We start from the raw sequence: 13,206 nt of genomic DNA, 5'->3' as shown, positions 1-13,206 counted from the left end.
TCCAAAATGGCAAAAAAAGTAAACATTGGTCTGGTGCAAATGAGCTGCACTTCGGACGTTGATGCTAACTTTCAGAAGGCTACCGAAAAAATCCGTGAAGCTGCGCAAAAAGGCGCAAATATTATCTGTCTGCAAGAGCTCTTCAAATCGCTTTATTTCTGCGACGTCGAAGACCATGGCAATTTCAGCCTGGCCGAAGCAATCCCCGGCCCGTCTACCGAATCGCTGGGGGCATTGGCGAAGGAACTGGGCGTGGTGATCATCGCCTCACTGTTCGAGAAACGGGCGCATGGCTTGTACCATAATACCACCGCCGTCCTCGATGCCGACGGAGCTTATCTGGGCAAATACCGCAAAATGCATATTCCCGACGATCCGGGTTATTACGAGAAATTTTATTTCACACCGGGCGACGCCTCGCCGGGCGACGCTCCGGTAACCGAGCAGGATACCGACGGCTACCGGATATTCAATACCCAATTTGCCAAAATAGGTGTGCTCATTTGCTGGGACCAGTGGTACCCCGAAGCGGCCCGCATTACCAGCCTCATGGGCGCAGAGATTCTTTTCTACCCTACTGCTATCGGCTGGGATGTGAACGAAAAGGATCCGATTATCAATGAAGAACAATACGGGGCCTGGCAAACGGTACAGCGCGGGCATGCCGTCGCGAACGGTGTATATGTTGTATCCGTAAACCGCGTGGGCCGCGAAGCCGACCAGCAGTTCTGGGGCGGCTCGTTCATCGCTAACCCCCAGGGAAGGCTGCTCTACCTCGCGCCGCACGATGGTGAGGTGACGCACGTAGAAGAGCTAGACCTCGAAAAGCTCGATTTTTACCGTACAACCTGGCCCTTCCTCCGCGACCGTCGCGTGGACTCCTACCGTCCTATTTTGAAGCGGTTTATTGACCAGTCGTAATTCAAAAATATAATTATTTTAATATACACGAAAAGAGCGTCTTCTAACCCGGGGTGCTCTTTTTTGTTGCTTCACACGCTTGCAAATGCGCACGCGCGAAAAATACCTAGTAACCCAATGTTACAATTTTATAAGAATCAAATTCTGCTAAACGTCTATATTTTAGACAATTACGGACACAAAATTGGCACATTAATCTACAAAACCGATAGGAAGCGCTAAAAATCAGATTAGTAAAATTTATTATCAAATTATTACAATAATAGTCTGTAATAATTTTAAATGACCAATTTTTATTGCAAAAAACTTCAATTTTTAAATCTAATCTCTTGCATTATTTGACATTGTCAGTATATTTGAAAAGTCATTAAACGAATGACAGAACTTCTAAACCGAAGATATATTCCGGCCGCACATGAATATATCTGACCGTGTTGAGAGGGGCTTGCTGAAAGCCGGACGTACCGGAACACGGTCACCGGGCGAGTTACGCTCCAACACAATATAATTTTTTTAATAAAGGATTTTTAACACCGTGGACAAACACAACTTGTCGACGTCAGGCTCTTCTATGGCCTTTCTGAAACTGTTCAACCTGTTTGTCCTCGATTAAAGAGGGTATTGCTTTCCGGAAAAGCAGTGTTGCAAGCTTATGGCTGTGTTGTTCTGTCCACGCGAAAGTGTGTGCGGCGCACGGAAGTGTGGACGCCACACAGCCATAACTTTTTTCTCCTCCTACTACTACACCTAACAATTTTAACCCCTGATTCCCATGCGTAAAGTTCTACTCTTATTTATATGGGTTTGTCTGTGTTCCCCGGTAGCTTTCGCACAAGTGCGCCAGCTCACCGGAAAGGTAACAGCGGCCGAAGATGGTCTCGGACTTGCAGGCGCGTCAATCATTTACAAAGGCACCAATGTGGGTACAAATGCCGATGCTGACGGTAATTTCAGTTTTTCAGTTCCGGGTGACGGCGTGCTCGTCATCTCATATGTAGGTTTCCTGATCAAAGAAATGCCGATCGGCAACCAAACCAAATTTGACATCAAGCTGGACGCCGATACGCGACAGCTGGCCGAGGTGGTAGTAACCGCATTCGGTATCGAGCGTGAAAAAAAGGCGTTGGGATATACAGTACAAGAAGTGAAAGGCAGCGCGTTAACTGAGTCCCGTTCAACAAACGTGGCGAATGCGCTTTCAGGTAAAATCGCAGGTGTTCGCGTGCAGTCCAACGGCGGGCCGGGCAGCGGCTCTACGATCCAGATTCGTGGCTCTTCGTCCGTCTCCGGTAATAACCAACCCCTGATCGTCATCGACGGCGTGCCGATGGAGCAAACTGCTAGCAAAACCTGGGGCGGTGGTATTTCGGAGATCAACCCCGACAATATCAAGGAAATGTCCGTGCTCAAAGGACCCAATGCGGCTGCATTGTACGGTTCTCGTGCTGCCAACGGCGTTATCCTCATTACGACCAAAAACGGCCAGGGCACTAAAGGGCTGGGTGTGGATATCAATTCCAACATCAGCTTCGAACGCCCGTGGATCAAACCGAATTTCCAGAACACTTATGGGGGTGGTAATGGCTACCGCACCTGGTATACCGACGGTTGGAGCGGCAATATCACCGATCCGGCAGAAATTGCGCAATACCGCGCCGTTTACGACGCAAGATATCCGCTCGTGGGATCAGAAGGGACAGACGAAAGCTGGGGAGCTCCGATGGACGGGCGCCTGGTGAGACAGTGGTGGACTGGTGACGATGTTGCACCACTGACTCCTCAGCCCAACAACTGGGACGAGTACTGGAATACCGGTCGCACGGTGACGAACAGCATCGCGCTGAACGGCGGTAACGACAAAGGTTACTTCCGCCTCGGCCTGAGCCGCGTGGACCAGACGGGCATTATGTACTACAACGATTTCCACCGGAACAATTTCCGCATTAACTCGGGCTATAACCTGACCAAAAACCTGAGCATTACATTGTCGGGTGAGTACATCAAATCGGGTTCGGACAACAAGAGCTACGGCAGCGGACAGGAATTTATATGGTCGCACCGCCACGTGTCCTGGGAGCAGCTGCGGGATTATGAGAGCTATATCGGCGTGCACAACCAGCGCGGCAACGACACCGACCCGCCGAACTGGCAGCATACATTTTTTACTAATCCGTATTTCATGCAAAAGAAGCTTCCGCAAAGCAATGAGAAGGACCGCTTGCTGGGCAACATTGCATTGAACTACAAGATATTGCCTTCGCTGAGCCTGATGATTCGCAGCGGCACCGATTACTGGACCGACACGCGCATTAACGTATCCAACTTCCTGCGTGTACGTAATGGCGTACGCACGCCGGGACGCTACTCAGAGGAAGTACTCCGCAGCCAGGAAACCAACTCGGATTTCATGCTGACTTACAACAAGAATATCAATGCGGACTTCGGATTGAACGTGCAGTTCGGCGGCATTAAGCGTACCAATTATTACAAAAGGAACTATTTTTATGTAGGCGAGCTCGTGGTGGACGGCCTTTACAATGCAGGCAACTCGGTACCGAGCCAGAATACGATCGAATCGGAAATCCGCAAGTCGGAAACACAGAGCTTGTTCGGAACGGCTAACCTTTCGTGGAAGGACGCATTGTTCCTCGACCTGACTGCCCGTAACGACTGGTCGAGCACCCTGCCTGCCAATGCCCGTTCGTATTTCTATCCTTCGGCTTCATTGAGTGCCGTACTAACGGAGTTGTTCGATGTAAAAAGCAATGTGTTCACGTTCGGGAAGGTACGGGCAAGCTATGCCCAGGTGGGTAATGATGCCACGCCTTATCAACTGGCGCAAACCTACCTCGCGAGCGGCTCATGGAATGGTGCAGTGCCAAAATTCTCGGAAAACACCCAGATCGCCAATAGCGGCCTGAAACCTGAGATCACCACCGGCCTTGAATTGGGTGCAGACTTGCGGTTTTTGAAAGGCAAAATCGGTTTGGACGTGACTTACTATAACCAGACTACGAAAGACCAGATTCTGGGCGTGGAAATTTCCAAAGCGAGCGGCTATAACACCCGCATTCTGAACGCCGGTAAGATCACCAACAAAGGGGTGGAAATTTCAATCTCAGGAACGCCGGTAAAACTTCCGGGCGGATTCAGCTGGGACGTTTCGCTCAACTGGGCTCGCAACCGCAACAAAGTGGTGGAACTGGCCGAAGGTTTGACGACCTACACACTCGCAACACAGCGCGGTATGTCGTCGGAAGCACGCGTAGGCCAGCCTTACGGGACATTCTATGGTGTAGGTTTCCAGAAATACAATGGACAAATCATTTATGGCGCGAATGGTTTACCATTGACTGCGGCGGGACAAAAACTAGGCAACATCCAGCCCGACTGGATCGGCGGTATGCTGAACACGTTCAATTACAAAGGCTGGTCGCTGAGCGCCTTGGTAGACGTTCGCATGGGCGGCGACATTTATGACGAAGGCACAGGAACAGCCCGCTGGACAGGCCAGTATGCCGAAACCGCATTGGGCCGCGAAGAAGGTGTGATCGGGCAGGGTGTGCGTGAGGTGACCGCTGCCGATGGTTCGAAATCCTACGTTCCAAACGACATTATCGTCACAGCCAATCAGCTCTATGGCTATTCCAACCCTCGTAACTACCACGAGTCGGCGATCTTCGATGCGAGCTATGTAAAACTACGCGAAGTATCGCTCGGCTACTCTTTCAGCCCTGCATTGTTGAAAAAGGTTAAAATCCAGTCGGCCAAGATCTCGCTTGTAGGCCGGAACATATGGATGATCTTCAAAAATACCCCGCATATCGATCCGGAGATCGATGCCAAAGGGGGTAACCAGCAAGGATTCGGTTATGGCGAGCTTCCTAGCTCCCGCAGCATTGGCGCAAACCTCTCGCTGTCATTCTGATTCCCTCCAAATTATTTGAAGACCTAAAAGCATTACGAGATGAAAAGCATATTGACCCATAAAAACATCTGGATGACCGCCCTGGTAGGCGCTATGAGCATCACCAGCTGCACCAAGGATTTCGACAGCATGAACGTAAGCCCTAACAGCCCTACGGCTATCGGGCCACAATACCTGCTCCCTACCGGCATCGAAACATCTGTAGACCGCTATTGGGGCCACCGCGACCGCTTCGAGCGCATCAATATCGATGCGGCCGAATTGTACGTCCAGCATCTGACCCGTAATATTTACAGCAACGAGGGCGACGACTACACCGTTTCGCCCGCATTGCTGGCCAATAACTGGAAAGGGTTCTTCAACGACGGCCTGCTCAACTTCCAGCGGATCATTAACCAAACCAACGCCGAATCGGCCTCGCCTAACGCTAATTATGAGGGAGTTGCGCTGGTGATGCGCACCTGGGTATTCTCTCTCCTTACCGACATGTACGGATCGATTCCGTACACCGACGCCATCAAAGGCACTGCCAGTGAGGCCGTTTACACGCCAAAGTACGATTCAATGGAAACCATTTACGCAGGCTTGCTGAATGACCTGAAAATGGCTAATGAGAAGCTATCGGTAAGCGGCCCGGCTATCGCGGGTGATATTCTGTATGCAGGGGATATTTTGAAATGGAAAAAATTCGCCAACTCGCTGCGTCTGCGTCTGGCTAACCGTCAGGCTGCCAAGAAACCGGCGGAGTCGAAAGCGATTTTCGCGGAAATCCTCGGCGACGCAGCGAAATTCCCGATTTTCACCAGCAATGCAGATAATGCGGCATTAAAATGCACCGCTGTTCTCCCGAGCAACAATGAATGGAACCAGATCCTGATCCAGGGGGGACGTACCGACTGGAACATCAGCAAAACTCTGGCCGACAAGATGAATGCCCTGGGCGACACCCGCATTACGGTATATGCTAATCCAAACAAGGACGGGCTTTACCAGGGACATGCCAACGGTCTGCCCGACGCGATCGCCACCGGCTACCTTGCCACCAGCTCGACCATCGGAAAAGCATTCACCGACGCAGCTGCTCCCGAGGTAATCATGACCTACGCGGACCTGAACTTCATCCTCGCGGAAGCAGCCCTGGATGGCGACATTACGGGCGATGCGAAGAAGTATTTCGAGGAAGGCATTACCGCATCTTTCAGTCAATACGGCTTGACGCCTCCTGCGGGTTACATGACCAAGGCCGGACCGGTGAGCAAGGAAAAAGTGCTCGAACAAAAATGGATCTCCCTCTTCGGGCAAGGCGTCGAAGCATGGATCGAATGGCGCAGAACGGGCTTCCCGGTATTTCCCGCGCCGGACCCGCGGGCGGTGCTGAACAACGGCGGGATACTCCCTACCCGCTTCAACTATCCGGCATCCGAATATTCGCTCAATGCAACGTCGGTAGGTGACGGCGTGAAGCTTAACGGTGGTGCCGACGACATGAAAACCAAACTATGGTGGGCTGAAAAATAACGGTTTATTCCCAATTCCAAGACTTTGAAAATAATGAAAAATATCAAATCGCTTTTCCCTTCCGCGCTGGTTCTGCTGGCAGTCACCTTTGGCTTTGTATCGTGCAAAGAAGAGGATCCCTTCCTCGACCGCGATGTAGCTCCGGTGCTCGTTGACATCGTGGGAGCTCCATTCGGCGCACCCATTGCCAGCGAACCGACCGTAACTTACTCTGCTACCGCCGAAAAGCTGACGCTCTCCGCAAGACTGCTGGAACTCGACAAGACCAACATTCTCGACCATACCAAAGGCATTGACTCGATTCCCGTGCCAAACCTGGCGATCAAAATCACCCTTCGCACCGGCGCAGTGCTGGGTGAGGTCACTTCCGACGCTCAGGGTTTGGTTAAACTCGAAAAAACCTGGGCCGACCTGGGTGTGACAGCACCAAAAGCCGGCAGTATTACCAAGATATCCTGGTCGGGCAGCCACAAGGGGATCGCATTTACAAGATTTTCACAAATACAGGCTAACTAATTGAAAAACAAGGAACATACGATTCGCAGTTAACCTCCTGATTTTGTAACTTGAATTAAGATTTTTACTCCTAATATTTATCGTCACGTACTTAAACATTTGAACAATGAACCAAAAAATTGACCGTCGGAACCTGTTAAAATCCGGTTTAATGGCATTGGGCGGCATCGCCGTAGCACCACATCTTACTGCCGGCGCATTCGAAAACACACCATTGTCACTGGATCCTGAAAACCGCATTTACCGCAGCCCTATGGTGAGAGAACACTTCTTGCCAAATGATTTCAAGGCGCCAAAGATCGTTGCCAAACTAAGTGCGAACGAAAACCCTTACGGACCACCAATGTCGGCCCAGAAAGCGGTAGCAGAATCCGTGAAAAACGGTAACCGTTACGCATGGAAAGAAATGTACGACCTGGTGGATAAAATCGCCAAGAAAGAGGGCGTTACTTCCGATTATATTATGATGGGCCCCGGCTCTTCCGACCTGCTCGAAAAGGTAGCCCTGGTGACTTTCATGAAAGGCGGCAATATCGTTTCGGCCGACCCTTGCTATATGTCACTCGTGAGCGTAGCGAAATCAGTAGGCGCTACCTGGAAACCCGTCCCATGTACAGCCGACTGGTCACACGACCTGAAAGCCATGGAAGCGGCGATCGACAAGGATACCAAACTCGTTTACATTTGCAATCCGAACAACCCGACCGGCGCTATCACCAAAGGCCAGGACCTGCTCGACTTCTGCTCGCGCGTGTCCGAAAAAGTACCGGTGTTCGTGGATGAAGCTTATATCGAGCTCGCGGTAGGTGCCGATACCCAAAGCATGGTTTCGCTGCTGGCTCAGAAGAAAAACGTGATCATCGCACGTACCTTCTCCAAAATCATGGGTATGGCGGGTATCCGCGTGGGTTACATTGCTGCACAGCCGGAGTTCCTCGAAAGCATCAACAAGATTACCCGCGGCGGAATGGGCATTTCCTACACGTCGATCTTCGCGGCATCTGCCAGCCTCGACGACAAGGATTTCCAGGGCAATACCCGTAAACTGAACCACGAGGCCAAAACATATCTCTACGAAAACCTCGACAAGATGGGTTACAAATACATCCCGTCGTATACCAATTTCGTGCTCTTCCCGATCTCGATCCCAGGCAAAGAGCTGCTCACCAAGATGACCGCCAAAGGCATCGCCGTCCGTTCCTTCGACGTCATGAACAAACCATGGTGCCGCGTAAGCATCGGTACGATGGACGAGATGAAGGCGTTTGTGGGGGCATTGGGGGCGCTGAGCTAACATCTTGCATTTATCCTTCGACTTCGCTCAGGATGACATTTTGCAATTTGTCAGTCTGAGCGCAGTCGAAGACAGTCCCTACCAGATTTTCACTCCCGTTACCATACCTTATTACAACGTCCCGCGAAGGCAATACCCTCTTTAATCTTCGATACTCCTATTACTTAAATATTCCTGACCATGAGTGACGCATTGCAAAAAACCATCACGCTATTGTTACTAATTGCCTTGGGACTGTTGCTCAAAAGCAAGTTCAAGAACAAAGATCAAACCAACGGCATCAAGGAGATCATCCTCTCCGTGGCGCTGCCCTCAACGATATTTATCTCATTAATGAAGATCGACATCGACTCGTCGATGTTCGTGATTCCGCTCGTCACACTGGTTTTTAACTTCCTGATGTTCTTTTCCGCGCCGCTCGCATTTGCTTTGTTTGGAATAGAAAAGAACAGCCCTACCGGCCGTACGCTGATGATGCTCATTCCTTCACTGGCGCCGGGCTTGTCGTGCTTCCCGTTCATTGCCGAGTTTCTGGGAGAAAAAAGCCTTGCGATCGCCGCATTGGCCGATGTGGGCAACAAGTTTTTCGTGCTCATCTCGCTATACATTCTCGCGATGAATATGTTTTTGAAAAACAGCGAAGATAAGGAGATGAAAATGGGCGGCAAGCTGAAAAGCCTCTTCGCAAGCATGTTCCAGGAGCCCATCAACCTGCTGATCTTCATTGCCATCATCCTGTTGAGCCTCGGAATCAACTATAACTCATTACCGCCGCTGGTAGTGGATATTTTTGATAAAACCAGCGCGATGATGACACCGCTCGTATTGCTTTTTATCGGTCTGGCCGTGCAACTAAAAGAGGGTAAGAAGCGTATCGTTGCAAGTATATTGTTCTTCCGCGCGGGTATCACGATGCTCATCAGCGCGGGGATGATCTACGTCCTGAACATTACCGACCAGAATATGGTATTACTGTCGATTGTAATCCCATTGAGTGCCGCCAGTTTCTGGCCGCTCGCCCACATTTCCGCGTTCAACCTGCGGGAGGACGCGAAAGGCATGGCCAAAGAGAAAAGAACATTTGATCTGGAACTGGCTGTGTTGTTACTTGCATTTTCTTTACCATTCTCAACGATATTAATTTTATCCATTTTGTCTTCCGGTTCATTCTTTGCACATACGTCCACGCTCATTACTTCCGGGCTGATCCTGATCTGCCTGGGTGCCGTACCGAATGTGCTTAGCAAGGTATTTGTCAAAATGTCGAAGGCATCTTCCTAATTTAAACACCGCATGAAATTTCTGACCACCAGTATTTTTTCACTCCTGTCACTCACCATCTTTGCCCAAACCGAAATAGCCGCCGTCAGCAGCATCCAGTCGCAGGCGACGATCCGGATTTCGAAAAGTACCAAGCGGTGCAAGTATTTCTCGGCGAATGCGCCGGTGACCATGGCGGATGGCAGCATCAAATCCATCGCGGAGGTGCGTGTGGGCGAGCATGTGAAGACGTGTAAAGACGGCAAAACGACGATCACGCAGGTGAAGCAGATCGACGTTTTCAACCAGCCTACTTCGCCTTTGACCGCGGTGTATCTGCGCCCGGCGGAGGAAAATACGTCCGGATCGCCGATCGTACCTGCATTGCTGCTGGAAGCCACGCCACACCACTACGTGCAGACCAACCATGGAAGAAAACGGATGAAAAGGCTCTCGAAAAAGGATATTCTCTATCATTACGAGCCTTCCACCGGCATTGTGTCATCATGGAAAGTGGGCGCGGTACAGGAAAATGCGCGGCGCGTGAGCAAAGCATACAACCTGGAAACAGTGGAAGGAACTTACCTGGTCGACAATGTGATGGTCGCCAACAACTGATCTTATTATTTACTCGACAATCCGGTAAGGCCCCGTTCGCGGGGCTTTATTTTTTGGTCTGCTTCAAAACCTTTTACGACCTTTGCACTTCATTTTTGAGCAGAACCAATACATTTAGGATACTTTGGCAGCAAATACCGCTTCATCGACACCCCGCGAACTGGGTTTTACGTTTCCGGCCGAATGGGCCCCGCACCGCGCTACCTGGCTTACTTTCCCCCATAACGAGGCCTCCTGGCAGGGCGACAAGCTGGCCAAAATGCGGCCGCAATACCTGGCATTCATCAAAGCGATCAGCAAGGGAGAGAACGTCGGCATTATCGCCCACGACGAAGCATTGAAGCAGTTCATCATCAGCGAACTCACGAAAACGGGGGTCGATCTTACCAAAATCGAATTTATAGTAAAACCCACCAATGATGCCTGGTGCCGCGATCATGGCCCCTCTTTTGTCGTAAATCCTGAAACGGGCGAGAAAATGATCGTCGACTGGGGCCACAATGCCTGGGGCGGCAAATATCCGCCTTACGACGACGATAACCGCACTCCGCGCGCCGTGGCCGAATACCTGAACCTCCCGGTTGTAAATCCGGGGATCATTATGGAAGGCGGTTCGGTGGAATTCAATGGCGCCGGCAGCCTGTTGACCAGCAAATCGTGCCTGCTGAACCCAAACCGCAACCCGCAATTGAACCAGGGGCAAATCGAACAGATATTATGTGATTACTACGGCATCGAGCAGGTTCTTTGGGTAGAAGACGGCATTGTAGGTGACGATACTGACGGCCACATCGACGATACCACGCGCTTTGTGAATGAAGACACCATTGTTGCCTGCGTAGAAACCGATCGCAACGACGAGAATTTCGCGGTGTTGAATACCAACTTACAAATGCTGAAAGAAATGCGACTGCTGAACGGGAAGCAGCCGAATATCATCGAACTGCCTATGCCGAAAGCCGTCATTATCGACGATTTCCGAACGCCCGGCTCCTACGCCAATTTCCTGATCTGCAATGCGGGTGTGATTGTGCCGGTATTCAATAACCCGCACGACCAGATTGCGATTGATATTCTGGAAAAAGCATTCAATGGAAAGAAAATTATCCCGCTTTTAGCTACGGAGATCATCTGGGGACAAGGCAGTTTCCATTGCCTGAGCCAGCAGGAACCTCTGGTTTGATGTGCAATGCCGGAAAGTAGTCAAAATTACTTTCCGGCATATTCATTATTTCGGGCTGGTTACGCCCCCCCGGTCATTGCTTGACAAATGGAATAGCATCACTCGCGAAACCAGTGTCAATTTTGTAGAAATCGCTGGTTACGAAAAGCTTGCCCTGATACAGTGTACCTTCAACATCTATCGGGTAACTTTTATCCTTTTGCAAAGAGAATTTCAGCAAATGCGTACTGACTATTTTAACATCCGCGACAGAGTCTTGCGAAACCAACTTCGTTCCCTGGCGCCATGGCGTATCAATACGAGTCATACGCACTTTAACTGTATTTACCGACTTTTTCTCTACGACCCATTCATAATTTCTTTCATCGCCCAGATTCGTAACGTATTGCAGGCGATAGGTTCCGACAAGGAATCGGGTCATGTCCTCGGGTACAGGTTCAGTCTTACTGCAAGCCATCGCGGTAAGAAGCATTAGTAATATAGAAAGTCCCTTCATAGCCGATTTACATTTATAGGTGTGAAAACATAGCTTATACTATTGTTTGTCAAATTCGTACCATGCTACATGGGTAGCGTCATCTCCCTGCAAAGCCGAACTCGTCATTGTCAGTTTCTTTGGAGCTGCCAGCAAAGTGACCTGTATTAACCGGCGGTTTTTATCGGTGTATGAAAAATGAAGCCTTTTTTCATCTTTAACCTCGATTTCCGTCGCCGTGTCACGACTGGAAATCTCTGACCCATCCCCTCTCACAACGACTTTTTGCATATCGAAGTCCAATACATTGGCCGAGCGCCGCGTAACTACCCAGGTATATTTGGAAACAAATCCCAGTGGCGAAGCAATAGCATATTTATAAGTACCCGTAAAATTTCCTGTGGCATCTCCACGCACGGGATCGTGCTGGGAGCATCGGGTAAAAAACAACACAGTCAGGACGAGGATAACGTTTTTCACAGCAGTAGGTCAGTTAAGGATGTAACTGATACTAATACGTAAGTCACTCAGAATAAATTATTCAGCCTCCGCCAAATTTTCCCAGTCGGTGCGTTCGTGCAGGAATACGTTGTAATCCACGAAACCCCGGATGCCGTCTACCCAACCTTTTTCGCTGTGCTGCCAGAATAACACGTGGGCATTCGCAGCAAGGTCGTTCAGGTGCGTGCGAGAGTAGCCTGCAAGCCAGAGCGGATAATCGTCGAAGTTTCCGGCGATGTATTTTTTGTAATAATGCTCATTGACGTAAATGATGGGCTTCACGCCATAATGCGCCTCAATAAGCGTAAGCCAGTTGCGTACGCCTTTAATGATAATATCGTCCGGCTTGCCGCCATTCACTTCCAGGTCCAGCACGGGCGGCAAATCCCCCGCTTCCATTCTCACCTGACCAATGAAATTATCGACTTGGCGATCCGACATGACCCGCGGGTTGTAAAAATGATATGCGCCGCGCTTCATCCCTACCCTTTTCGCTTCGGCCCAGTTTCGTTTAAACTGCCGGTCGAGGTGCGTGGCGCCCTCGGTCGCTTTGATGTACACGAAATCGATGCTCACATTTTCGGAACGGGCGTTCTTGAGCTTGTCCCAATTGATTTTCGCATTATGGTGGGAAACGTCGATCCCATGGACTGCGTAACGCAGCGGCAGCTTAATCCCGAATTTACTGATGAACTCCCACTGGTTTTCGTCCGTCCGGTCGTTCCACCAGATCAGCCCGCCAATCACCACTACAATGGCCCCGATAATAGCCCAACCCTTCGCCGGGAGCGGTTTCAGGTATTTTACTTTATTGAACGAGGTGCGGGTCTTCTTCTTTGCCATACTGTGCAAAATTAAGAAAGATCGCTATTCCCGGCATATCGCCATTCATTTTCCATAATTACCACTCGTGTACTATGTAATGCATAGTACCTGACATAGCCCATATATTTGAATCAACAAAACGGAATTATTAGCCATCACTTAAAAGA

General features: G+C 50.1%; 11 protein-coding genes. 8 read left to right on the top strand and 3 right to left on the bottom strand.

All coding sequences use genetic code 11. The features are described 5' to 3' along the window. Nucleotides 1-6: 6 nt before the first annotated feature. The 8 genes from ACQ4MZ_RS03490 (at nucleotide 7) to ACQ4MZ_RS03455 (ending at nucleotide 11,238) form a co-directional block, all read left to right on the top strand. Entirely contained in the window at nucleotides 7-921 is a 915-nt protein-coding gene (locus ACQ4MZ_RS03490) for a carbon-nitrogen hydrolase (RefSeq protein WP_430842990.1), read from the top strand. A gap of 772 nt (nucleotides 922-1,693) precedes the next feature. Next, entirely contained in the window at nucleotides 1,694-4,849 is a 3,156-nt protein-coding gene (locus tag ACQ4MZ_RS03485) for a SusC/RagA family TonB-linked outer membrane protein (RefSeq protein ID WP_430842988.1), read from the top strand. Between the two features lie 39 nt (nucleotides 4,850-4,888). Continuing rightward, nucleotides 4,889-6,367, top strand: coding sequence for a SusD/RagB family nutrient-binding outer membrane lipoprotein (locus ACQ4MZ_RS03480; protein ID WP_430842986.1), 1,479 nt, complete (start codon nucleotides 4,889-4,891; stop codon nucleotides 6,365-6,367). Nucleotides 6,368-6,400: 33 nt separating this feature from the next. Continuing rightward, on the top strand, nucleotides 6,401-6,883 hold the full coding sequence (locus ACQ4MZ_RS03475; protein ID WP_430842984.1) for a hypothetical protein: 483 nt from the start codon (nucleotides 6,401-6,403) through the stop codon (nucleotides 6,881-6,883). 106 nt (nucleotides 6,884-6,989) lie between these two features. Next, on the top strand, nucleotides 6,990-8,177 hold the full coding sequence (locus ACQ4MZ_RS03470) for a pyridoxal phosphate-dependent aminotransferase (protein WP_430842982.1): 1,188 nt from the start codon (nucleotides 6,990-6,992) through the stop codon (nucleotides 8,175-8,177). A gap of 180 nt (nucleotides 8,178-8,357) precedes the next feature. Then, entirely contained in the window at nucleotides 8,358-9,458 is a 1,101-nt protein-coding gene (locus ACQ4MZ_RS03465) for a hypothetical protein (protein WP_430842980.1), read from the top strand. 12 nt (nucleotides 9,459-9,470) lie between these two features. Beyond that, a complete protein-coding gene (locus tag ACQ4MZ_RS03460) occupies nucleotides 9,471-10,055 on the top strand; it encodes a hypothetical protein (RefSeq protein WP_430842978.1) in 585 nt (194 codons plus the stop codon). Between the two features lie 124 nt (nucleotides 10,056-10,179). Continuing rightward, the gene (locus ACQ4MZ_RS03455) at nucleotides 10,180-11,238 is read left to right on the top strand and encodes an agmatine deiminase family protein (RefSeq protein WP_430842976.1); all 1,059 of its coding nucleotides are present in this window, start codon (nucleotides 10,180-10,182) and stop codon (nucleotides 11,236-11,238) included. A 73-nt stretch (nucleotides 11,239-11,311) separates the two neighbouring features. Here ACQ4MZ_RS03455 and ACQ4MZ_RS03450 read toward each other — a convergent pair whose 3' ends face one another. From ACQ4MZ_RS03450 to ACQ4MZ_RS03440, 3 genes are all read right to left on the bottom strand, one after another. Next, a complete protein-coding gene (locus ACQ4MZ_RS03450; protein WP_430842974.1) occupies nucleotides 11,312-11,659 on the bottom strand; it encodes a hypothetical protein in 348 nt (115 codons plus the stop codon). A 114-nt stretch (nucleotides 11,660-11,773) separates the two neighbouring features. After that, nucleotides 11,774-12,193 carry a hypothetical protein gene (locus ACQ4MZ_RS03445; RefSeq protein WP_430842972.1) on the bottom strand — a complete coding sequence of 140 codons (420 nt, stop codon included), beginning with the start codon at nucleotides 12,191-12,193 and terminating at the stop codon, nucleotides 11,774-11,776. Nucleotides 12,194-12,250: 57 nt separating this feature from the next. Continuing rightward, a complete protein-coding gene (locus ACQ4MZ_RS03440) occupies nucleotides 12,251-13,057 on the bottom strand; it encodes a glycoside hydrolase family 25 protein (protein ID WP_430842970.1) in 807 nt (268 codons plus the stop codon). Nucleotides 13,058-13,206: the final 149 nt, after the last annotated feature.

The organism is Dyadobacter sp. BHUBP1 (assembly GCF_050587785.1).
Classification (GTDB): domain Bacteria; phylum Bacteroidota; class Bacteroidia; order Cytophagales; family Spirosomataceae; genus Dyadobacter.
The sequence above is the reverse complement of the archived record's forward strand: the minus strand, read 5'-3'. Positions and strand labels throughout refer to the sequence as shown.